Source organism: Halopseudomonas sp. T1L2 (genome assembly GCF_055397385.1).
The window spans coordinates 1,561,653-1,583,780 of record NZ_AP040865.1 but is presented as its reverse complement, the minus strand read 5'-3'; the positions used below and the strand labels follow the sequence as shown (position 1 = coordinate 1,583,780).

Sequence of the window (22,128 nt, the reverse complement as noted above, 5' to 3'; positions counted from 1 at the left end):
CGTGAGTAAGCGTCTGTTCAATTTCTGTGCAGGGCCGGCCGCGTTGCCGGAAGCGGTGCTGCAGCGGGCTCAGGCCGAGCTGCTTGACTGGCAGGGCAAGGGCCTGTCGATCATGGAAATGAGCCACCGCAGCGACGAGTTCGTCTCGGTAGCCCAGCAGGCCGAACAGGACCTGCGCGACCTGATGTCCATTCCTGACAACTACAAGGTGCTGTTCCTGCAGGGCGGCGCCAGTCAGCAGTTTGCCCAGGTCCCGTTGAACCTGATGCCCGAGGGGGGCAGTGCGGACTATATCGATACCGGTATCTGGTCGCGCAAGGCCATCGAGGAAGCGTCGCGGTTCGGTAACGTCAATGTCGCCGGCAGCGCCAAGTCATACGATTACTTCGCGATTCCCGGTCAGAACGAATGGCAGCTGTCCGCTGATGCGGCTTACGTGCATTACTGCCCGAACGAAACCATCGGCGGGCTCGAGTTCAACTGGGTGCCGCAGACCGGCGAGGTGCCGCTGGTGGCGGATATGTCCTCGACCATCCTGTCGCGCCCGGTTGATGTATCGCAATTCGGCATGATCTATGCCGGTGCGCAAAAAAATATCGGCCCGAGCGGTCTGGTCGTCGTGATCGTGCGTGAAGACCTGCTGGGTCGGGCGCGTGCCAGCTGTCCGACCATGCTGGACTATGCCGTCGCCGCCAAGAACGATTCGATGTACAACACGCCTCCGACCTTTGCCTGGTACCTGTCTGGCCTGATCTTCCAGTGGCTGAAGGAGCAGGGCGGTCTGGAGGCGGTCAAGCGCGTCAACGATGCCAAGCAGAAAGCCCTGTACTCGGCGATTGATGCCAGCGAGCTGTACACCAACCCGATCAACGTGGCCGATCGCTCCTGGATGAACATCCCGTTCCGTCTGGCCGATGATCGCCTGGACAAACCCTTCCTGGCTGGCGCTGAAGAGCGCGGCCTGCTGAACCTGAAGGGTCACCGTTCGGTGGGCGGCATGCGTGCCTCCATCTACAACGCGGTGCCGCAAGCGGCGGTTGACGCTCTGGTGGCCTATATGGCCGAGTTCGAACAGCAGCACGGTTGATACTCATGTCTGATGAAGATCAGTTGAAGGCGCTGCGCAAGCGCATCGACACCATTGATGAAAAGATTCTTGACCTGATCAGTGAGCGCGCAACCTGTGCGCAGACGGTCGCTCAGGTCAAGCAGAAGGCGCTGGAACCTGGTGTCAAGCCGGTGTTCTATCGCCCCGAACGTGAAGCCTGGGTGCTCAAGCACATCATGGAGCTGAACAAGGGGCCGCTCGATAACGAAGAAATGGCCCGTCTGTTCCGTGAGATCATGTCGGCCTGTCTGGCGCTTGAAGAGCCGCTGCGTGTGGCCTACCTCGGCCCGGAAGGCACCTTTACCCAGGCGGCTGCGCTCAAGCATTTTGGTCACTCGGTGGTCAGTGTGCCGATGGCGGCAATCGACGAGATCTTCCGTGAAGTTGCTGCAGGCGCGGTGCATTTCGGTGTGGTGCCGGTAGAGAACTCCACCGAAGGCGCGATCAATCACACGCTGGACAGCTTCCTTGAGCACGATCTGGTGATCTGCGGTGAAGTGGAGCTGCGTATACACCACCATCTGCTGGTGGGTGAGAACACCAAGACCGACAAGATTTCCCGCGTCTACTCCCACGCCCAGTCGCTGGCCCAGTGTCGCAAATGGCTCGATGCCCACTATCCGAATGTCGAGCGCGTTGCGGTTGCCAGCAACGCCGATGCGGCGCGGCGGGTCAAGGGCGAGTGGAACTCGGCGGCGATCGCCGGCGATATGGCGGCCGACCTCTACGGTCTGACCCGTCTGGCCGAGAAGATCGAAGATCGCCCGGACAACTCCACGCGCTTTCTGATCATCGGTAACCAGCAGGTTCCGCCGACCGGCGACGACAAGACATCGATCATCGTCTCCATGCGCAACAAGCCGGGTGCTCTGCATCATCTGCTGGAGCCGTTCCACTCCAACGGTATTGATCTCAGTCGCATCGAAACCCGCCCGTCGCGCAGCGGCAAGTGGACCTATGTGTTCTTTATCGATTTCTTCGGTCATCAGCACGATCCGTTGATCAAGGATGTGCTGGAGAAGATCAACGACGACTCGGTAGCACTCAAGGTGCTGGGGTCGTATCCGAAGGCGGTGCTCTAAATCATCAGCGACAAGCTGCAAGCCGCAAGCTGCAAGCAACTGCGGCCTGGTGTGACTTGAAGCTTGCTGCTTGTAGCTTGAGGCTTGTGTTCTATGAGTTGCGATTTTCTCAGCCTGGCGCGTCCAGGCGTACAGAAGCTGTCCCCCTATGTGCCGGGTAAGCCGGTCGAGGAATTGGCGCGCGAGTTTGCGCTGCGCCCTCAGGATATCGTCAAGCTGGCGAGTAACGAGAACCCGCTGGGTCCCAGCCCGGCGGTGCGGGAGGCCATTGCCGCTGCGTTGCCGGAGCTGACTCGTTATCCGGACGGTAACGGCTTTGCATTGAAGCAGGCGTTGGCGGCGAAGTCGGGGGTGAATACGGCCGGTATCACTTTGGGCAACGGTTCCAACGATATTCTTGAGCTGGTTGCGCGTGCCTTCGTGGGGCCTGAACATGAAGTGGTGTTCAGTGATCATGCCTTTGCGGTGTATCCGATTGTGACCCAGGCGGTGGGTGCCAGGGCAGTATCGGTGCCGGCCAAGGACTGGGGGCATGATCTGGACGCCATGGCGGCGGCCATCACGCCGTCTACCCGCGTGGTCTTTATCGCCAACCCGAACAATCCGACCGGTACCTGGATTGAGCGCGATGCGCTGGAAGCGTTTCTGGATCGCGTACCCGAGAACGTGATAGTCGTGCTGGACGAGGCCTATACCGAATACGTTGAAACCGACGATGTTCCCAACGGTGTCGACTATCTCGGGCGCTACAGCAACCTGCTGGTGTCGCGCACATTCTCCAAGGCCTACGGTCTGGCAGCGCTGCGTGTGGGCTACGGCCTGTCCCACCCGGCAATTGCCGATGCACTGAATCGGGTGCGTCAGCCGTTCAATGTCAACAGCCTCGCGCTGGCCGCTGCGCTGGCTGCCCTGGAGGACGAGGCGTACCTGATCGAAAGTCGCCGCATCAACCGTATTGGCATGCAGCAGCTGGAAGAAGGATGTGCCGCGCTTGGGCTGAGCTGGATTCCGTCCCGTGGCAACTTCCTGGCTATTGATCTGGGGCGCGAGGCTGCGCCGGTGTTCCAGGGGCTGCTGCGTGAGGGTGTGATCGTGCGGCCGGTGGCCAACTACGGCATGCCGAATTACCTGCGCGTGACCATAGGCTTGCCGGCCGAAAACCAGCGTTTTCTCGATGCCCTGAAGCAGGTGCTGGCGCGTGTCTAACGTAACCACGCTGTCACAGGGCACGCCGATAATCGGGCGCCTGGCTGTTATCGGTCTGGGGCTGATTGGCGGCTCTTTTGCCAAGGGTATGCGCGAGAGCGGCCTTTGCCGGGAAGTCATTGGTTGTGATCTGGACCCGGTTGCCCGTCGTCAGGCTGTTCCCCTTGGTGTGGTTGACAGTACGACTGCAGATCTGGCGGAAGCCGTCCGGGGTGCCGATCTGATCATGCTGGCCGTGCCAGTGCTGGGCATGCGCGCGGTGCTGGCCCAGTTGGCTGCGATGGATCTCGGTCAGGCGGTAATGACCGATGTGGGAAGTACCAAGGGTGCGGTTGCGCTGGCGGTAGAAGAGGTTTTTGGACAGGTGCCAGCCAACTTCGTGCCGGGACATCCGATCGCCGGTTCTGAAAAGAGCGGTGTGGAAGCGTCCCGCGCCGATCTGTTTCGTCATCATAAGGTCATTTTGACGCCTTTGGAGCAGACGGCCGATAGTGCTATCGAGCTGGTGCAGCGTTGCTGGCAGGCGCTGGGTGCCGATGTGGAGCAGATGTCACTGGCCGACCATGACGAAGTCCTGGCGGCCACCAGTCATCTGCCGCATCTGCTGGCCTTTTCGCTGGTCGATACGCTGGCGTCGCGTAACGAGAATCTTGAGATTTTCCGATACGCGGCAGGTGGTTTCCGGGACTTTACCCGCATTGCCGCGAGTGATCCGGTGATGTGGCGCGATGTGTTTCTGGCCAACCGGGATGCGGTACTTCGCAGCCTGGACGCCTTTACTCAGGATCTGGGTCGGCTGCGTGAGGCGGTGGAAACCCGCGATGCCAACACGCTGCTCGGTGTGTTTACCCGAGCCAAGTCGGCACGAGAGCATTTCAGCACTATTCTGGCCCGCAGGGCTTACATGGAACCTATGCAAAGCAAAGAATTCAATTTCATCGCGCGCCCTGGCGGGCAGGTGAGCGGCCGCATTCGCGTGCCGGGCGATAAATCCATTTCCCACCGCTCCATCATGCTCGGCTCCCTGGCCGAAGGTGTGACCGAGGTTGAGGGTTTTCTCGAGGGTGAGGACAGCCTGGCAACACTGCAGGCATTTCGCGATATGGGTGTGGTTATCGAAGGTCCGCATCATGGTCGAGTCACGATCAATGGTGTGGGTCTGCACGGCCTGAAGGCGCCGCCGGGCTCGCTGTATCTGGGTAACTCCGGTACTTCCATGCGCCTGCTTTCCGGCCTGCTGGCGGGGCAGGAGTTCGACACCGTGCTGACCGGCGATGCGTCGTTGTCCAAGCGCCCGATGGGGCGGGTGGCCAAGCCCCTGCGCGAGATGGGTGCGCAGATCGAAACCGGTGATGAAGGTCGTCCGCCGCTGCGCATCAAGGGTGGCAGTCGCATGATGGGTATGGACTATCAGATGCCGATGGCCAGTGCGCAGGTCAAGTCCTGCATTCTGCTGGCCGGCCTGTATGCTTCCGGTGCCACGTCCGTGACCGAGCCGGCGCCGACCCGTGATCATACCGAGCGCATGCTCAAGGGCTTCGGTTATCCGGTCAAAGTCGATGGCGATACCGTCACCATCGAGTCAGGTCACAAGCTGACTGCCTGTCGTATCGACGTGCCGGCAGATATTTCTTCTGCGGCGTTCTTCATGGTGGCCGCCAGCATCTGCGAGGGCGCGGATCTGACGCTCGAGCACGTCGGCATCAACCCGACTCGCATCGGCATCATCAACATCCTGCGCGAAATGGGCGGCAACCTGGAGTTGCTGAACGAGCGCGAAGTAGGTGGTGAGCCGGTTGCCGATATTCGCGTGCGTTACGCTCCGCTAAAAGGCATCGATATCCCGGTGGATCAGGTGCCGCTGGCAATCGACGAGTTCCCGGTGTTGTTTGTTGCTGCAGCCTGCGCCGAAGGGCGCACTATCCTGCGTGACGCCGAAGAGCTGCGGGTCAAGGAGTCGGACCGGATCCAGGTCATGGCTGATGGTCTGCAGGCGCTGGGCGTCAAGGCCGAGCCGACTCCGGATGGCATTATCATCGACGGCGGCCCGATTGGCGGTGGCAGCGTTGAAAGCCACGGAGACCATCGTATTGCGATGTCGTTCTCGGTAGCCGCGCTGCGCGCCACCGGTGACATTTACATCAAGGACTGCGCCAACGTGGCAACGTCGTTCCCGGGCTTTGTCGAACTGGCGCAGTCGGTCGGCATGAAAGTCCAACTGGAGGAAAGCGCGTGATTGATCAACAGGCCCCCGTCATTACCATCGACGGCCCCGGCGGCTCAGGCAAGGGAACCATTGCCGGTCTGCTGGCCCGCCGACTGGGCTGGAATCTGCTCGACTCGGGGGCGCTGTATCGTTTGCTGGCATTTGCCGCCCGCAATCACGGGGTTGACCTGACCAACGAAGCCGCGCTTGAGGCCTTGGCTGCGCACCTGGACGTGCAGTTTGTTGCTGCCGAGGACGGGCGCGAGCAGCAGATTATTCTGGAAGGTGAGGACGTCAGCCGGGCTATTCGCACCGAAGCGGTCGGCGCTGGCGCCTCTCAGGTTGCGGCGCTGCCGGCCGTGCGCGACGCCCTGCTGCAGCGTCAGCGTGCGTTTCGTGAGGCACCCGGTCTGGTCGCGGACGGTCGTGATATGGGAACGGTGGTCTTCGCCGACGCCCAGCTAAAAGTGTATCTGACAGCCAGCGCCCAGGAGCGCGCGTCCCGTCGTCATCGGCAGTTGCTCGAAAAGGGCGAAACTGCTAATCTGGCGAGTCTTCTAGATGAGATCGTCGCCCGTGACGAGCGCGATATGAATCGCAGCGTCGCTCCGCTCAAGCCAGCGGACGATGCCATTCAGATCGACTCCACGCAGATGGGCATCGAAGAAGTACTTGAAACAGTCCACGCAATGGCGCTTGAGCGCAATTTGCTGGGCTGATCAGTTGGTACTTTCCGGGCAACCAGCGACACCGGAAGGCGCATTGAGATAATCAACCCACGCAAGCTGGTGGCGTGGCGGGACAGTGGCTGCACAGCGCGCTCTTGAGCGGCTATGCGGTAGCATCCCAAATACTTAATTTACAGGATTCCAAATGAGCGAAAGCTTTGCCGAACTTTTTGAAGAAAGCCTAAAAACCCTTGATATGGAGCCGGGCTCCATCATCACTGGTATCGTTGTGGACATTGACTCCGACTGGGTCACCGTTCACGCCGGTCTGAAATCAGAGGGTGTCATCCCGCGTGATCAGTTCCTGGACGAGCAGGGCGAACTGACCATCGCTGTGGGTGATGAGGTGCACGTTGCACTGGATGCCGTTGAAGACGGTTTCGGTGAAACCAAGCTGTCCCGCGAGAAGGCCAAGCGCGCCGAATCGTGGAAGGTCCTCGAAGCTGCTTTCGCTGCAGAAGAAGTCGTCAAGGGCGTCATCAACGGCAAGGTCAAAGGTGGCTTTACCGTCGACGTCAACACCATCCGTGCGTTCCTGCCGGGCTCGCTGGTTGACGTACGTCCCGTACGTGATACCACCCACCTGGAAAACAAGGAACTGGAATTCAAGGTCATCAAGCTGGACCAGAAGCGCAACAACGTTGTCGTTTCCCGTCGTGCTGTCCTGGAAGCCGAGAACTCCGCCGAGCGCGAAGCCCTGCTGGAAACCCTGCAGGAAGGTCAAGTCGTCAAGGGTATCGTCAAGAACCTCACCGATTACGGTGCGTTCGTCGACCTGGGCGGCGTCGATGGCCTGCTGCACATTACCGACATGGCGTGGAAGCGTATCAAGCATCCGTCCGAGATCGTCAACGTTGGCGACGAGATCGACGTCAAGGTCCTGAAGTTCGACCGCGAGCGCAACCGCGTTTCTCTGGGTCTGAAGCAACTGGGCGAAGATCCGTGGGTTGCTATCACCGGTCGTTATCCGGAAGGCACTCGCGTTACCGCCAAGGTCACCAACCTGACCGACTACGGCTGCTTTGCCGAGCTGGAAGAAGGCGTTGAAGGCCTGGTTCACGTTTCCGAAATGGACTGGACCAACAAGAACATCCACCCGTCCAAGGTTGTCAACGTTGGCGACGAAGTGGAAGTTATGGTTCTGGACATCGACGAAGACCGTCGTCGTATCTCCCTGGGCATCAAGCAGTGCAAGATGAACCCGTGGGAAGAGTTCTCCAGCAAGTTCAACAAGGGCGACAAGATCTCCGGTTCCATCAAGTCCATCACCGACTTCGGTATCTTCATCGGTCTGGATGGCGGCATCGACGGTCTGGTTCACCTGTCCGACATCTCCTGGAACGAAGCTGGCGAAGAAGCGGTACGTCGCTTCAAGAAAGGCGACGAGATCGAGACTGTCATCCTGTCTGTTGATCCGGAGCGTGAGCGTATCTCCCTGGGCGTCAAGCAGCTGGAAGACGATCCGTTCTCCAACTTCGTTTCCCTGAACGAGAAGGGCAGCATCATCACCGGTACCGTCAAGGAAGTTGATGCCAAGGGTGCAGTAATCGCTCTGGGCGACGACATCGAAGGCACTCTGAAAGCCTCCGAAATCAGCCGTGACCGTATCGAAGACGCTCGCAACGTTCTGAACGTTGGCGATGAAGTCGAAGCCAAGATCATTGGTGTCGACCGCAAGAGCCGCGTTATCAGCCTGTCCATCAAGGCGAAGGACGTTGAAGACGAGAAAGAAGCCATGCAGGATCTGCGTAAGCAGGAAATGCTGGCCGCTGGTCCGACCACCATTGGTGATCTGATCAAGCAGCAGATGGAAGGCAAGGGCAACTAAGCCTTTCCAGCTGTAAAAAAGGGCGACTTCGGTCGCCCTTTTTTGTGCCCGCCCGTTAGAGCAGCTACAAGCCTCAAGCCGCAAGCTTCAAGTAAAACCCTAGCTTGCCAGTTGCGCGGATTCTCTGAGGATTATGAATACGTGAGAAGGCTTATAGAAAAGACTTGATAGCCCGGTAAGGCAACGCATCCTGATTACGCTTGCAGCTTGCAGCTTGCAGCTTGCAGCTTGCAGCTTGCAGCTTGCAGCTTGCAGCTTGCAGCTTGCAGCTTGCAGCTGCGATGCGCGCAAGCGCTTCGCTTAACAGGCTGTTCAAACCTAGTCAAGCATGGTACAACCTTGTAAAACGAGTCTACTCGCTTGATAAGAAAGGGAAAACCATGACCAAGTCGGAGTTGATCGAGCGCATTGTCGAGCAGCAGGGGCAGCTGTCGGCGAAGGATGTCGAGTTGGCAATAAAAACCATGCTGGAGCATATGTCCCAGGCACTGGCTACCGGGGAGCGTATCGAGATTCGCGGGTTTGGCAGCTTCTCGCTGCATTACCGAGCGCCTCGGGTCGGTCGTAACCCGAAAACCGGAGACTCTGTCGAGTTGGACGGCAAGTTCGTTCCTCACTTCAAGCCAGGCAAGGAGTTACGTGACCGGGTTAACGAGTCGCTCGAAAACGCCTGATCCCATACCTCGCCGCCGACACCCTGGGTTATACTTCGCAAACACTCAACGGATGCGGAGTCGTCTCACATGCTGTGGTTAAAGCGCGTGTTGCTGATCCTGGTTTTCCTGCTGGTCGCACTGGCAACCATGGATTTCATGCTGGAAAACCAGCAAAGCATTTCGCTGCAGTTTCTCGAAATGCAGTCTCCTGCTCTTCCTCTCTCCCTCTATGTTGTTCTTTCGTTCATCCTCGGCAGTGTGCTGGGCATTTTCGTTGGCTGGCTGATCACCACGCGTCTGCGTTTGAAGCTGATGGTGCAAAGCAATGAGCTCAATCGCTACCGCAAGGAAATAGACAAGCTGCGCACTCAAGCTGTCAAAGGCTGATCCCATGCAGGAACTGATGTTCCTGGGCCTGTTTGTGCTGGCCCTTGCCATAGGCTGGTTTCTGGGCCGCAGGGAGGCGATCAAGGTGGGCTTTATGCTCAAGCCTCACGGGAGTGCTGTCGATCGGCAGTACTTTATCGGCCTGAATTACCTCCTGAATGAGCAGCCGGACGAGGCGATTGAGACCTTTATTCGCGCCCTGGAGGTCAATCCGGAAACTGTCGAGACACATATCGCTATTGGCAAGCTGTTTTGCCAGCGTGGTGATGTGGAGCGGGCGATCAAGGTGCATCAGAATCTGCTGGCGCGGCCAAATCTCACCGCTCTGCAGGCGGACCGTGTCCAGCTTGAGCTGGCAAGGGATTATCTGGCCGTTGGCATGCACCAGCGTGCTGAACGCCTGCTTGAGGCATTGGCCGATTCCAGATCGTCCTTGCGCGCCGAGGCGTTGGGTGATCTGGTTACGGTCTACGAGCAGCAGCATGAATGGCGGCAGGCTATTGCTATCGGGCGCAGATTGCTGCGTGAGCAGCCGCGGTTTGCCGTGACGCTGGCGCAATATCACTGCGAGATGGCGGTTGTGGCCCTGGCCTCCAGAGAATTCGAGCAAGCCCGTAGCTGGTTGCAGGCCGCCTTAAAGGTAGATGCCGGATGCGTTCGGGCGCTTATCCTTCTGGCAGAGCTGGAGGAGCGTTTGGGTAATCTCAAGGCGCTACCCGGGTTGCTGCGTCGAGTCGCCGCCGATTCTCCCGACTTTGTGCCCGAGGTGCTGGCGTTGGCGGAGCGCTGTGCGGATAATGGCGCGCTGAATTTGGCTGACTATCTGGATCAGGCGCTCGGCCAGGCGGACTCGCCGCCGGTCAGAATACTCTTGGCCCGTGCGCAGCACATGCGACGAGCTGAGGGCCGGGAAGCGGCAGAGCGATTCCTGCTTCAACACCTTGAGCGACGGCCCTCGCTGGGCGGTGTGCTGGGATTATTGAGACTGGGGGATGAGTGTGACTCCGAGACCGGTGTGTCAGCCTCTCGTCGGTTGCTGGAAACGCTTCAGCGCGCTCGGCCGCAATACCGCTGTGAGCACTGCGGTTTTTCCGGTATCAAGTTGCACTGGCAATGTCCAGGCTGCCAGCAATGGTCTACGGTCAAGCCGCTGAAAGGTCATGAGCTGACCTGATGTCTGCCGAAAAATGTTATTACCAACAGGAAATATGTTATGCCGACTACCAGCCCTATTATCGTTGCCCTTGATTTTCCTGAGGCGAATGCAGCCCTGGAGATGGCTAAGGCGCTGGACCCGGGAAAATGTCGCGTGAAGGTGGGTAAGGAGCTATTCACCAGTGCCGGTCCGGCAGTTGTCGAGTCGCTGCAGCGTCTGGGGTTTGAGGTTTTTCTGGATCTCAAGTTTCATGATATCCCCAACACGACCGCCAGCGCCGTTCGCGCTGCCGCCGAGCTGGGGGTTTGGATGGTCAATGTTCATGCCAGCGGCGGTCGAAGGATGATGGAAGCCTGCCGCGATATTCTGGAGCGCCGCGGTGGCCAGCGCCCATTGCTGACAGCGGTGACCATTCTGACCAGCCTGGAGCAGGAAGACCTGCAGGAAGTCGGAGTCGATATTGAGCCGATGGTCCAGGTACAGCGTCTGGCGCGCCTGACCCAGGACTGTGGTCTCGACGGTGTGGTCTGTTCAGCACGTGAGGCGCGCGCGCTGCGCGGTGCACTGGGTGAGGACTTCCTGCTGGTAACGCCGGGCATCCGCCCGGCTGATAGTGCAGCTGACGATCAGAAGCGCATTGTGACGCCCGCCCAGGCGCTGGAAAATGGCAGCAGCTATCTGGTCATCGGGAGACCGATTACCCGTGCCGATGAGCCGGGTGCCGCACTTGAGGCGATTCTGGCCACGCTCTGAGTGGCGGGGGCGGACAACAAAGGCCGGGTTATTCCGGCCTTTGTCGTTTCAGGGCGTTATTGCGACTTTAAGTACGCCGTCCCGTTGGTGGCTGAAGAGGTCATAGGCCTCGACGATGTCATCCAGTGCAAAACGATGGGTGACCATGGGCGTCAGGTCTACTCGGCCGGAGGCGACCACCGCCATCAAGCGGCGCATGCGCTCCTTGCCCCCGGGGCAGAGCGTGGTAATGATCTTGTGATCTCCCAGGCCGGCGGCAAATGCATCGAGCGGCATGGACAGTTTCCCCGAGTAGACTCCCAGGCTGGAAAGGGTGCCACCGGGTTTCAGCGAGCGCAGACAGGATTCGAAGGTCTGCTGGGTGCCCAGTGCTTCAATGGCAACGTCCACGCCTGCGCCGCCAGTAATCTCCTGAATGCGCTGCACCGGATCCTGCTCCCGAAAGTTGATGGTGATATCGGCGCCGAGCTGGCGGGCGACCGCGAGCCGCTCGGGCACACCATCTACGACGATGATGCGGGTTGCGCCCATCAGTTTTGCGCCAGCGGTTGCGCATAGGCCGATTGGTCCCTGGGCAAATATCGCCACTGTATCGCCAATGCGGATATGACCACTCTCCGCTCCGCCAAAGCCGGTACTCATGATGTCCGGGCACATCAGCACCTGTTCGTCGCTCAGTCCGTCGGGTACGGGGGTGAGGTTGGCCTGGGCGTTGGGGATGCGCACATACTCGGCCTGGCAGCCGTCAATACTGTTACCCAGTTGCCAGCCACCCATGGCTTGCCCGCCACATTGGCTGGAATGCCCGTCAAGGCACGGATGGCATTGCCCACAGGGGGTGATGGCGCCGGCAATGACGCGCTGCCCGATCTCGTAACCGGTGACGGCGCTGCCCAGCTTTTCGATGATGCCGACGGGTTCGTGACCAACGATCAGGCCCGGTCGCACCGGATACTCACCCTTGAGAATATGGACATCGGTACCGCAGATCGTCGTGGTGGTAACGCGGAGCAGGGCGTCGGTAGGCCCGATGTCAGGAATGGGGCGTTGCTGGAGTTCGATTTTGCCGGGTTCAACAAACACGGCTGCGCGCATGGTGCTCATATCTCCTCCTTGACCAGGCAGTGAGGTGGAGATATGAGCATAGTTGATCTCGAGCGTGAGAGTTTGACCGGGATCAATTCAAGGCAAGCAGCACCTCTCGACGGTGCTGCAGGGGGAGGGCTTTACTCAGCCGATCTGGGACTGCTGATAATTTTCCAGGCCAACAGCTTCGATCAGGCTCAGTTGGGTTTCCAGCCAGTCGACGTGCTCTTCTTCTGCTTCGAGAATGTCTTCACAGACTTCACGGCTGCCGTAGTCGCCCGCGGTCTCGCAGAACGCAATCGCTTCTTTCAGTGCCGGCAGAGCCTGCATCTGCAGTTTCAGATCACAGTCGAGGATTTCCTTGGTGTTTTCGCCGATCTTCAGCTTGCCAAGGTCTTGCAGGTTGGGGAGGCCTTCCAGGAAAAGGATACGCTTGATCAGCCGATCCGCGTGCTTCATGACGTGAATCGACTCGTGGTATTCCTTGTCACCGAGCTTTTCCAGGCCCCAGTCCTGCAGCATGCGGGCGTGCAGAAAGTACTGGTTGATGGCAATCAGTTCAAAACCGAGGACGGTGTTCAGGTGCTGGATGACTTTTTTGTCGCCTTTCATAGCGCTGCCCTCTGGACTATTCAGTCCTGCAGTGTGGGCTGGCGCTAGCAGGTTGTCAAATCTAAGTGCTTGAAAAGAAAGGCGTTAAAAATGATTATCAGGCGATAATGAGAGTCGCCATCAGGCGGCAATGAATTGACCTGTGGCCATGCCGGCGGAAGCTTGCGCGGTAAGTGTTTCATTCAGCAGCGATTTGCAGTCACGGGCGCATTTGCCGCACTGCGTACCCACATCAAGATCATTGCGCAGGTCGCGCATCGAGCAGGCCCCGCCAGCGATGGCGTCCTTGATCTGGTTGTCGGTTACACCCTTGCAGAGACATACGTACATGCAATCACTCCTGAACAGCCATGGCTGACAATAAGTGCATGCTAATTTGAATGAGAATGATTGTCAAAAGAAATAGCATCCATCTATCTGGCTGATTGAGCGTGCTGGATATCAGGGTGACTGTGTCGGAGAGGTAGCGACATGGCGGGCCGTGATGCCCGCCTGCAGGGCAGGTCAGTCGAGAACGTCGTAGATGATCGATTCAATAACGCCGGTGGTTACATCTGCTAGAACGACATCGCGGTCGATCTGTCGCCACTCATATCCGTCATAGTGGGGCAGTCTATCGGCCAAGCGCGGGTCCAGTTGCCTCGCTATGCCCGGAGGCAGGGGTTTGCCGCGTGCCAGGTTCTTGCGAATGCCCGGTGGCAGATTGCTGCCGCGTGTCACCAGATCGCGGTTATCCCGGAAGATGCGACGAATGACGTCCTCTTCAACACGGTCGTAGGGCCGACTGTAACGGTCCCGGTCCCGGTCCCGGTCCCGGTCTTCATAATGATCACGGTCATGGTGTCGATCCCGATCTCGGTCGCGATCATCGCGGAACTGGCTCTGGTGCGGAGAGTGACCATTGTTGCCGTTGCCGCGCTCCTCCTGCCTGGCCTGGGAGGGAGTTGCGATGACCGCGGCGAGCAGGCCGGCAATCAGCATCGGGGTTATCTTCGGGTGCATAGACCTTTCCTCAAGTCAGTTGTCATGAGCTTTGGAGCGCCAAACTGGCGTGGCGGTTCCCGGCTATTTGTCTGGCTGAGGTGTTTTCGCTGTCCAGATCAGACTCCAGAGCAGGGCGCCGGCGCCAAGCCATAGGGTTTCCGGCAGCACGCCGCCGCGACCCAGCCACTCGTGGGCCAGCCACGGGCCGATCAACTGAGTAACACTGTAGAGCGCAATCAGGGCGGCTGACAGTCTGGGGCCCTGATGCGGTTGCAGGCTGCGGCCCAGCCGCTGGGTCAGCAGCACTGCGCCGAGAAAGCTGCTGCCCATGAGCAGTGAGCAAAGTGCGATACCCCATACGCCCGGCAGCAGCAAGGCAAAAACGACGCTGGCAAGCTGTGTTGCGTAATTGATCATCAGGGCTGGCTGGTCACCAAGGCGCTGTCCCAGATGATTCCACAGCCAGGCTGCGGGCAAGGTCGTGCAGGCGACGATCAACCAGCTCTGGTGCACCATTGGATGAGCCTCGCCAAGCTGAATGCTGGCGATCATCGGCAGAAAGGTCATCGGCAAAATGTAGCCCAGACCGGCACCGGCATAGGCGAAGAACAGCGGACGCGTTTGCTTGTCCAGTAGCGGGGAACGGCCGCTGGCCGTTGGCGCAACAGATGGTGCTGGCTGGGCGCCAACCCGCAGACGCACGATGATCCAGCCGCCCCAGAGTGCCAGCGGAAGACTGAGCAGGGCTGCAGGCCACCAGCGTGCTGCCGCGGTCTGAGCGAACCCGGGCGGGTTGGCGAGTACGCCGGAAACCAGCAGCCCTGCACCGACCCCAAGGTATATCAGGCCGCTGAGGTTGATGCGCTGGCGCGCCGCCAACCACTCCATGACCAGTGCGGGGACCATGACAAAAATCAAACCGTTGCTCACGCCGTTGCCGAGCCGCAGCACAGAGATGCCGGTTGTTCGGTCGGTCAGTGCCAGACCAAGCAGGGTAAGGCAGTGCAAAGCCAAAGCCGCAGGCACCGTGCGGGCAATCTGCGCCGGCTGGTGCCAGCGAATGGCGATCAGCGCACCAATCAGGTAGCCAATGTAGTTCCAGGTAGCCAGCGATGCCCCCTGGCTGGTAGTGAACTGTCCGTCTCCCACAAGCAGTGGGAGCAAGGGGGTGAAGATAAATCGGCCGAGGCCATGTACCACCAGCAGCAGTATTGCAGCGGCGGCCACTGCCTGGAGGATGGATGGTGCGCGAGTCGGCATCGGACAGCTCCCGATTCATGTTTGTTGGGGGTGGCATCTGGCTCTTCAGCAGAAGCTGGCTGCGCCATCAACACTGCGAATAGCCGGTATACGCTTTACTGATGATGAGGCTGAAGTGGGGTTCTTGCTGCTGCAGGCCGCATGTGTTCTGGGTTTTGCGCTTTACGACGCGGCCGCAGCATAGCAGCGGCTGAAACAAATTGCATGAAGTTGGGTTGGGCCGCCGTGCTGGCAAGGGGTGCGACAGACACACTCTGCGATATAGAGTATACAAACGTACACCGGCACTCCCCATGTCGGTGTGGGTGAGAAGACAAATATAAGAAAGCGGGCGATGCTCGCACGATTCTCTGGAGAGTGGCATGTCCCAGTCGAACACCGATGCAAATGGCGTTCTGAAACGCTCAACGATTCTGCTCCACGGGTCCATCGGCATGCCGCTGGCCATTATCGGCTACCCCCTGGTGGTCTACCTTCCCCCGTTCTACGCCCAGGAAGTGGGTCTGAACATGGCGCTGATGGCGCTGGTGCTGGTCATCGCTCGCCTGTCTGATGTGGTGACCGATCCGCTGATCGGTACGCTGAGTGATCGCTGGCGTACCCGCTTTGGCCGGCGCAAGCCCTGGCTGGTGATGGGGGTGCCGTTGATGCTGGCGGGAACGGTGATGATATTCATGCCTCCGGACGGAGCAGGCATTGGTCATCTGTTGCTCTGGACGGTGCTGATGTACCTGGGCTGGACCATGGTGACCCTGCCGTATGGCGCCTGGGGCGCGGAGCTGTCCAATCAGTATCACCAGCGCAGTCGGGTGGTGGCCTCCCGTGAGGGGTTCGTGCTGATCGGGCTGTTTCTGGCGGCGCTCGCGCCGGCGCTGGTGCAGGCACTGGGGGCGCGCTATCAGGCGGGCCAGACTGACGGCTGGCTGATGGAGACAGCGGTATTGCTGTTCGGTAAGGATGGTGAGCTGGGTATCGGCTACGGTCCGATTCTCGCCGTCATGGCCTGGATGCTGCTGATTCTGCTGCCGTTAACCGTGTTCTGGGTCGTGGGTGCGGTCAAGGAAGCGCCCCCACAGTCGGCGCAGCGGACCGATTGGAAGAAGGGCCTGCGGGTAATGAAGAACAACGGCCCGTTCAAGCGAATGATTCTGATGCTGCTGGTTGTGGTTACCGGCGAAGCGTTCCGCAATGCGCTGTCGGTGTTTTTCATGCAGCACGTCATTCAGATTCAGGGCCAGATCGGTCTGATGTATCTGCTGTACTTTGGCATTGGCATTGTCGGCATTCCGTTCTGGCTGCATGTGGGCAAACGCATCGGCAAGCATCGCGCGTTCTGTGCAGCGCTGGCCATCTCCAGCACCAGTATCCTCGGCATGTTTTTCCTTGGGGCTGGGCAGCTGTTGCCCTTTGCCGTGCTGTTTGCGATCAAGGGCTTCTGCTTTGCCGCGTTCCAGTTCCTGCCGCTGTCGATGCTGGCCGATATTGTCGACCTGGATACCGCTCGTAGCCGGGAGCATCGTACCGGTCTGTTTTTCGCCATCAGCGGCATGGCGCAGAAAGCGGCGATGGCCTTGGGCCTGGGTTTATCGCTTGGTCTGCTGTCGCTGGTGGGCTTTGACGCCAAGGCTGTTGAGCACAGTGCCCATCAGTTGTTATCGCTGCGCGTACTGTACATCCTCGGACCGGTTCTGCTTTACATGACGGCGTTCTTCATCGCCTGGCGCTATCCGCTGACAGCCGCGCGGCAGGAGCGCATTCACGGCTGGGTTGTACGCCGTGAGGCACGGCTGAGCGTGACGGCTGTCTCTCGCTGAGCCGTCTATTGGCGATTTTGTCGGCACATTCCGCGCGCGGGTGTGCCGACATTGGGTATGCTGGCGTCCTGAACAGGAAGCGGGTGGTGCTGGTATGCCACCCGAGTCGCACATCTGACCTGAAGGACGCGCAGGATCATGTCGGAACACTCGCAGTTTCGTTTGCTGGGCAGCAAACGGTTTCTCCCTTTTTTCCTCAGCCAGCTGCTTGGCGCCTTTAATGACAATCTCTTCAAGCAGGCGCTGATTCTGGCGATCCTGTTTAAGCTGAGTTTCAACGCCGACCGCGATCTGCTGATCAACCTCAGCGCATTGCTTTTTATTCTGCCTTTCTTTCTGTTTTCGGCGCTGGGTGGACAGTTCGGCGAGAAGTTCGACAAGGATATGCTGATCCGCCGCATCAAGCTGGGCGAGGTTGGCATCATGTTGCTGGGAGCGCTTGGGCTCTGGCTTGGCAGCCTGCCGCTGTTGCTGGTGGTGCTGTTTGCGATGGGCACGCAGTCGGCGCTGTTTGGCCCGGTCAAATACTCGATTCTGCCGCAGGCGCTGGCAGAGGACGAACTGGTCGGCGGCAATGCGCTGGTCGAGATGGGCACCTTTCTGGCGATTCTGGGTGGCACACTCTGCGCAGGCATTCTCATGGCCTCGGGCGGCTGGGCTGCGCTGGTGGGTGGCTCGGTGGTGCTGGTCGCCATCGGTGGGTATCTGGCGGCGTGCCGAATTCCTGCGGCTAGCGCCGGCCTGCCGAACCTGGCCATCGACTGGAATATTTTCCGCCAGTCTTGGGTGATTCTGCGATTGGGCCTGAAAGAGCAGGTGCCGTCGGTGTCGCGCTCGATTCTCGGCAACTCCTGGTTCTGGTTCCTCGGCGCAACCTATCTGACCCAGATCCCCGGTTTTGCCAAGGATTACCTGCACGGGGATGAAAGCGTGGTGACGCTGATTCTGACCGTCTTTTCGGTAGGTATAGCGCTGGGCTCGGTGCTGTGCGAGCGGTTGTCCGGGCATAAGGTCGAGATTGGCCTGGTACCCTTCGGCTCCCTTGGGTTGAGCGTGTTTGGCCTGCTGATCTGGAGTCTTTCAGGCAGCATTGCCGTCGGGACTTCGCCCTATGACTGGATAGAATTGCTCAAGCAGCCGGGCGCCTGGGGTGTGATGGGCAGTATTCTCGGGTTGGGCGTGTTTGGCGGCTTTTACATCGTGCCGCTGTATGCACTGATTCAGTCACGCAGCCATGAGGATGAGCGCGCGCGCGTCATTGCCGCCAATAACATCCTCAATGCCTTGCTGATGGTGTGCTCGGCGATTCTCGCGATCGTCATGCTCAGTGTGCTGGAGCTGTCGATCCCGACCCTGTTCCTGACCATTTCGCTGCTTAACCTGCTGGTCAACGGCTACATCTTCAAGGTCGTGCCCGAGTTCAGCATGCGGTTTCTTATCTGGCTGCTGGGGCACTCGATGTACCGAGTCGAACACCGCAACCTGGAGGCCATCCCGGATGAGGGACCCTGTGTGCTGGTCTGCAATCATGTGTCCTTCGTTGATGCGCTGCTGATTGGCGGTGCGGTGCGTCGTCCAGTGCGTTTTGTCATGTATTACAAGATTTACCAGCTGCCGGTGCTCAACTTTGTTTTCCGCACCGCCGGTACGGTCCCGATTGCCGGTCGTCAGGAAGATGAGGCAGTGTACGAGGCTGCCTTCAAGCGTATTTCCGAGTATCTGCGGGCGGGGGAGGTGGTGTGTATCTTCCCGGAGGGCAAGCTGACCGCCGATGGCGAGATGGATGTGTTTCGTGCCGGCATCACGCGGATTCTGGAAAGCGACCCGGTACCGGTCATCCCGATGGCATTGCAGGGGTTGTGGGGCAGCTTCTTCAGTCGTGACCCGAGAAAGGGCTTCTTCCGCCGCTTCTGGTCGCGGGTCGGGCTGGTTGCGGGCGAGCCTGTTGCTCCCGAAGATGCATTGCCCGAGCGCCTGCATCAGCAGGTATTGGCGTTGCGCGGGGCTCGGCGCTGAGCTCGGTGGTACGCAACAACACTGGACCACAATCCTGCGCAGGGACGCAGCATGCTGCGTCCGGCTTGACTGCCGCACTTGGTTGGCAACTCACCATGACGCTGGGCGACGGACGCGACATGTCGCGTCCCTACAGCAGCAGATAGGCGCGCCGGTGATCAGTGGTTGTGGCCACCGACGCCATGGGCGTGGCCGTGGGCCAGCTCTTCTTCGGTAGCTGCGCGCACGTCCAGGATCTCGACGTTGAAGGTCAGCTCACGGCCGGCCAGCGGGTGGTTGGTATCAACCAGAATCTGGGACAGCCCGGGCTTGACTACCACAACCTGACGCGGGCCCTGCTCGGTCTGCAGCACGGCGATCATGCCCGGCTTCCACTTTTTGGCGCCTTGCAGGTACTTGGCCTGCACTTTCTGCAGGGCGTCTTCGCGCGGTTGGCCATAGGCCTTCTCCGGAGGGATGGTGACGCTGAAGGATTCGCCTGCGCTGCGACCCTCCATGGCTTCCACCAGACCATCAATCAGACCTGTCTGACCATGCAGATACAGCACCGGCTCATGCTCGCGAGAGGATTCGATCGGGCCATCGGCATCGGACAGGTCGTAGTGAAACTGGACAACGGTTTTCTCGGCAATCTGCATGGTTCAATTCGCTTGGGTTGAGTGATCAAAGGCGGTCATTATCCAGACTCGAGCAGAATATTTCCATCCGCGCTTCAGTTGCCCCAGAGTTCCTCCAGGCGTGCATCACGGCCGCAGGTGGTGCGGTAGAAGTTATAGCGCAGCGGATTTTTCTGGTAGTAGTCCTGGTGGTACTCCTCGGCCGGGTAAAACGGCTGACGCGGCAGAATCAGCGTGGCGATCGGCTGCTCGAATCGGCCAGAACGCGCCAAGGCCTCGCGCGAAGCCTCCAGTAGGGCCTTTTGTTTGTCGTTGGCGTAGTAGAGCGCACTGCTGTACTGGCTGCCATGATCACAGAACTGGGCATTGGGTGTGATCGGGTCGATGGTCTTCCAGAAGGCTTCCACCAGTGTGGCGTAGCTGGTCTTGCTCGGGTCGAAGAACACGGCCACCGATTCGATATGGCCGGTGCCACCAGCAGACACTTGCTGGTAATCAGCGGTGCTGGCTTCTCCGCCGGTGTAGCCCGAAATGGTTTCGACGACGCCGGGCATCTTGTCGAAATCCGACTCGGTGCACCAGAAACAGCCTCCGGCAAACACCGCCATTTCCTTACCGGCAGGCCCTTCGGTAATCGCCTCATTGGCAAAACTGGCCGGCGCAATCAACAGCAGACCAAGCAGTATTGAGCGGATCATGCGTCACCTCGCAGGGCCGGCAGTGGCTCGCCGGCGGCAATGAACTTAAGGGCCACGCCGTTGTTGCACCAGCGCTCACCGCGCGGCGGCGGACCATCATTGAATACGTGCCCCTGATGCCCGCCACAGCGAGCGCAGTGGTACTCGGTGCGCGGCCAGATCAGCGCGTAATCCTGTTTGGTGCCCATGTGGCCAGCTATCGGCTGGGTAAAGCTGGGCCAGCCGGTACCGCTGTCAAACTTGTGCTCGGATGAGAACAGCGGCAGGTGGCAGGCGGCGCACACATAGGTGCCGTTGTCGTACAGCTTGTCCAGCGGGCTGCTGCCGGGGCGTTCGGTATCTTCCTCGAAGAGCACTTTCCAGGCGGCTTCCGAGACCTTGTCACGCCAGTAATCCGGGCTGAGATCCAGAGCTTGTACTGTCGATTCATGGAAGGCATCGGCAGCCTGGGCGTTGGCGGTCAACAGGGGCAAGGCCGGTGCGGCCATCAGGCCGGAAAGCAGGGTGCGGCGTTTCATGGTCGTTCCTGTGCTGTGAGTTCAATTATCAGACGCCTTGCAGGGGCATTTGTTACATCGAGTCTGAATGATCATTCGGAATGATTGTGGCTGAGACAGCTTGGCGGTGTGTCCCATGGTAGGTAAATTAGCCATTCCAATCCCATAACAGAGTAGAACAACAATGATCGGATTACGGATACGTACCCTGTTGGGCGGGATGTTGCTCGCCGGCGGCCTCGTCTCTGGCAGTTGGGCTGACAGCGCGCCCGAGGCGTTCTCCCAGCAGCGTCTGGATGCCTTTGGTGCGGCGATGGCCGAGGAAGTCCAGCAGGGGCGAATCGCGGGCATTGCAACGCTGGTCTACCAACACGGTGAGGTGGTACAGCGTGGCCAATACGGGTTTGCCGACCGCGAGCAGGGCAAGCCGCTGACGCCCGACAGCCTCTACAAGATTTTCTCGCTGACCAAGCTGGTGACGGGCACTGCGCTGCTGACGCTCTACGACGAGGGGCGTTTCGAGCTGGATGAGCCGGTCGGTAAATACATTCCCGAGCTGCAAAATCTTCAGGTTGCCATCGCCGATGGCCCGGACGGTATGCCCGAGACGGAGCCGGCAGCGCATCCGGTGACCATTCGTGAGCTGATGACCCACACCGGCGGCTTTACCTATGGTCGCTTCGGCAATACCCAGGTCGATCAGCTGTATGTCAAGGCGGATATTCAGAACCCCGATTCCACCTTCGCCGACATGATGGCCAAGCTGCAGCACATTCCGCTGCTCTATCAGCCGGGCACCGTATGGAATTACAGCATCTCGGTTGATATTCAGGCCTATCTGGTCGAGGTGCTGTCGGGCAAATCGTTTGATGTCTACCTGCAGGAGCGCCTGTTCGATCCGCTGAAGATGGTCGATACCGATTTTTATGCGCCGGCAGGCAAGGCCGAGCGACTGGCGCTGTCCTACAAGCCACAGGAAGACGGTTCGCTGGCGCCGTTGCCCAATACACCGTTCCTCAGCAAGCCGCGGTTTCTCAATGGTGGCGGCGGGCTGATCTCGTCAATGGATGACTACCTGCGGTTCGCGCGCATGTTGCTGGCTGGCGGCGAGCTGGACGGGGTGCGGATTCTCAAGCCGGAAACGGTCGAGTTGATGCGTCAGAACCAGCTGCCGGAGGGCGTGGACAATATTGGCCCGTTCTTTCCCGGTAACCAGTTTGGCCTGAACGTGGCGGTGGTCAACGACTCGACCGCTGCGGGCTACTTGCCCGAAGGCACGTTCTGGTGGTGGGGGATTCAAGGGGCCTGGTGCTGGATTGACCCAAGCAACGACGCCATCATCATCGGCATGATGCAGAATACCGACTATCGTCTGTCGCGGATGATTCACGGCAAGGCGAGCAGGGCGCTGTACGGCCCGGCGCAGCCCTGACG

General features: G+C 59.5%; 21 protein-coding genes. 13 read left to right on the top strand and 8 right to left on the bottom strand.

The window, feature by feature from the left end; all coding sequences use genetic code 11:
• Position 1: 1 nt before the first annotated feature.
• The 10 genes from serC (at position 2) to pyrF (ending at position 11,110) form a co-directional block, all read left to right on the top strand.
• Positions 2-1,087 carry a 3-phosphoserine/phosphohydroxythreonine transaminase gene (gene serC / locus ACZ5WQ_RS07420; protein WP_228246081.1) on the top strand — a complete coding sequence of 362 codons (1,086 nt, stop codon included), beginning with the start codon at positions 2-4 and terminating at the stop codon, positions 1,085-1,087.
• A 5-nt stretch (positions 1,088-1,092) separates the two neighbouring features.
• Complete coding sequence (pheA, locus tag ACZ5WQ_RS07415; protein WP_228246080.1) at positions 1,093-2,190, top strand: prephenate dehydratase; 1,098 nt, start codon at positions 1,093-1,095, stop codon at positions 2,188-2,190.
• Between the two features lie 93 nt (positions 2,191-2,283).
• Entirely contained in the window at positions 2,284-3,396 is a 1,113-nt protein-coding gene (gene hisC / locus ACZ5WQ_RS07410; protein WP_464383481.1) for a histidinol-phosphate transaminase, read from the top strand.
• Positions 3,389-5,632, top strand: coding sequence for a bifunctional prephenate dehydrogenase/3-phosphoshikimate 1-carboxyvinyltransferase (locus ACZ5WQ_RS07405; RefSeq protein WP_228246078.1), 2,244 nt, complete (start codon positions 3,389-3,391; stop codon positions 5,630-5,632). The genes hisC and ACZ5WQ_RS07405 overlap by 8 nt, the downstream gene beginning before the upstream one ends.
• Positions 5,632-6,321: a (d)CMP kinase gene (cmk, locus tag ACZ5WQ_RS07400; RefSeq protein WP_088273939.1), complete on the top strand. Its 690-nt coding sequence runs from the start codon at positions 5,632-5,634 to the stop codon at positions 6,319-6,321. The genes ACZ5WQ_RS07405 and cmk overlap by 1 nt, the downstream gene beginning before the upstream one ends.
• Positions 6,322-6,475: 154 nt before the next feature.
• Positions 6,476-8,158 carry a 30S ribosomal protein S1 gene (rpsA, locus tag ACZ5WQ_RS07395; RefSeq protein WP_464383480.1) on the top strand — a complete coding sequence of 561 codons (1,683 nt, stop codon included), beginning with the start codon at positions 6,476-6,478 and terminating at the stop codon, positions 8,156-8,158.
• 380 nt (positions 8,159-8,538) lie between these two features.
• The gene (gene ihfB, locus ACZ5WQ_RS07390; protein ID WP_088273773.1) at positions 8,539-8,832 is read left to right on the top strand and encodes an integration host factor subunit beta; all 294 of its coding nucleotides are present in this window, start codon (positions 8,539-8,541) and stop codon (positions 8,830-8,832) included.
• An 87-nt stretch (positions 8,833-8,919) separates the two neighbouring features.
• Positions 8,920-9,201, top strand: a complete 282-nt coding sequence (locus ACZ5WQ_RS07385) for a LapA family protein (RefSeq protein WP_269687085.1) — start codon at positions 8,920-8,922, stop codon at positions 9,199-9,201.
• Positions 9,202-9,205: 4 nt separating this feature from the next.
• Positions 9,206-10,375 (top strand): lipopolysaccharide assembly protein LapB, encoded by a 1,170-nt coding sequence (gene lapB / locus ACZ5WQ_RS07380; protein WP_233048162.1) that lies wholly within the window; start codon positions 9,206-9,208, stop codon positions 10,373-10,375.
• A 39-nt stretch (positions 10,376-10,414) separates the two neighbouring features.
• Positions 10,415-11,110, top strand: a complete 696-nt coding sequence (gene pyrF / locus ACZ5WQ_RS07375; protein ID WP_228246076.1) for an orotidine-5'-phosphate decarboxylase — start codon at positions 10,415-10,417, stop codon at positions 11,108-11,110.
• A gap of 48 nt (positions 11,111-11,158) precedes the next feature.
• Here pyrF and ACZ5WQ_RS07370 read toward each other — a convergent pair whose 3' ends face one another.
• From ACZ5WQ_RS07370 to ACZ5WQ_RS07350, 5 genes are all read right to left on the bottom strand, one after another.
• On the bottom strand, positions 11,159-12,214 hold the full coding sequence (locus ACZ5WQ_RS07370; protein WP_233048161.1) for an NAD(P)-dependent alcohol dehydrogenase: 1,056 nt from the start codon (positions 12,212-12,214) through the stop codon (positions 11,159-11,161).
• 126 nt (positions 12,215-12,340) lie between these two features.
• Positions 12,341-12,808, bottom strand: a complete 468-nt coding sequence (gene bfr, locus ACZ5WQ_RS07365; RefSeq protein WP_233048160.1) for a bacterioferritin — start codon at positions 12,806-12,808, stop codon at positions 12,341-12,343.
• 120 nt (positions 12,809-12,928) lie between these two features.
• Positions 12,929-13,138: a bacterioferritin-associated ferredoxin gene (locus ACZ5WQ_RS07360; protein ID WP_228246073.1), complete on the bottom strand. Its 210-nt coding sequence runs from the start codon at positions 13,136-13,138 to the stop codon at positions 12,929-12,931.
• 174 nt (positions 13,139-13,312) lie between these two features.
• Entirely contained in the window at positions 13,313-13,810 is a 498-nt protein-coding gene (locus ACZ5WQ_RS07355) for an anti-virulence regulator CigR family protein (protein ID WP_269687088.1), read from the bottom strand.
• Positions 13,811-13,873: 63 nt separating this feature from the next.
• On the bottom strand, positions 13,874-15,052 hold the full coding sequence (locus ACZ5WQ_RS07350) for a YbfB/YjiJ family MFS transporter (protein WP_228246071.1): 1,179 nt from the start codon (positions 15,050-15,052) through the stop codon (positions 13,874-13,876).
• Between the two features lie 362 nt (positions 15,053-15,414).
• Here ACZ5WQ_RS07350 and ACZ5WQ_RS07345 point away from each other — a divergent pair, with 362 nt between their 5' ends.
• Positions 15,415-16,866: an MFS transporter gene (locus tag ACZ5WQ_RS07345; protein ID WP_228246070.1), complete on the top strand. Its 1,452-nt coding sequence runs from the start codon at positions 15,415-15,417 to the stop codon at positions 16,864-16,866.
• A gap of 138 nt (positions 16,867-17,004) precedes the next feature.
• Positions 17,005-18,882: an MFS transporter gene (locus ACZ5WQ_RS07340; RefSeq protein WP_464383479.1), complete on the top strand. Its 1,878-nt coding sequence runs from the start codon at positions 17,005-17,007 to the stop codon at positions 18,880-18,882.
• Positions 18,883-19,040: 158 nt separating this feature from the next.
• On the opposite strand, the gene ACZ5WQ_RS07335 is transcribed toward ACZ5WQ_RS07340, so the two are convergent.
• From ACZ5WQ_RS07335 to msrB, 3 genes are all read right to left on the bottom strand, one after another.
• Positions 19,041-19,520 (bottom strand): FKBP-type peptidyl-prolyl cis-trans isomerase, encoded by a 480-nt coding sequence (locus tag ACZ5WQ_RS07335; protein ID WP_088273785.1) that lies wholly within the window; start codon positions 19,518-19,520, stop codon positions 19,041-19,043.
• A 74-nt stretch (positions 19,521-19,594) separates the two neighbouring features.
• Positions 19,595-20,197: a peptide-methionine (S)-S-oxide reductase MsrA gene (gene msrA / locus ACZ5WQ_RS07330; RefSeq protein ID WP_464383478.1), complete on the bottom strand. Its 603-nt coding sequence runs from the start codon at positions 20,195-20,197 to the stop codon at positions 19,595-19,597.
• Entirely contained in the window at positions 20,194-20,715 is a 522-nt protein-coding gene (gene msrB, locus ACZ5WQ_RS07325) for a peptide-methionine (R)-S-oxide reductase MsrB (protein WP_233048156.1), read from the bottom strand. Before msrB ends, msrA begins: the two co-directional genes overlap by 4 nt.
• Positions 20,716-20,878: 163 nt before the next feature.
• Between msrB and ACZ5WQ_RS07320 the strand changes: the two genes are divergently transcribed.
• Positions 20,879-22,126 (top strand): serine hydrolase domain-containing protein, encoded by a 1,248-nt coding sequence (locus ACZ5WQ_RS07320; RefSeq protein WP_464383477.1) that lies wholly within the window; start codon positions 20,879-20,881, stop codon positions 22,124-22,126.
• Positions 22,127-22,128 lie beyond the last annotated feature (2 nt).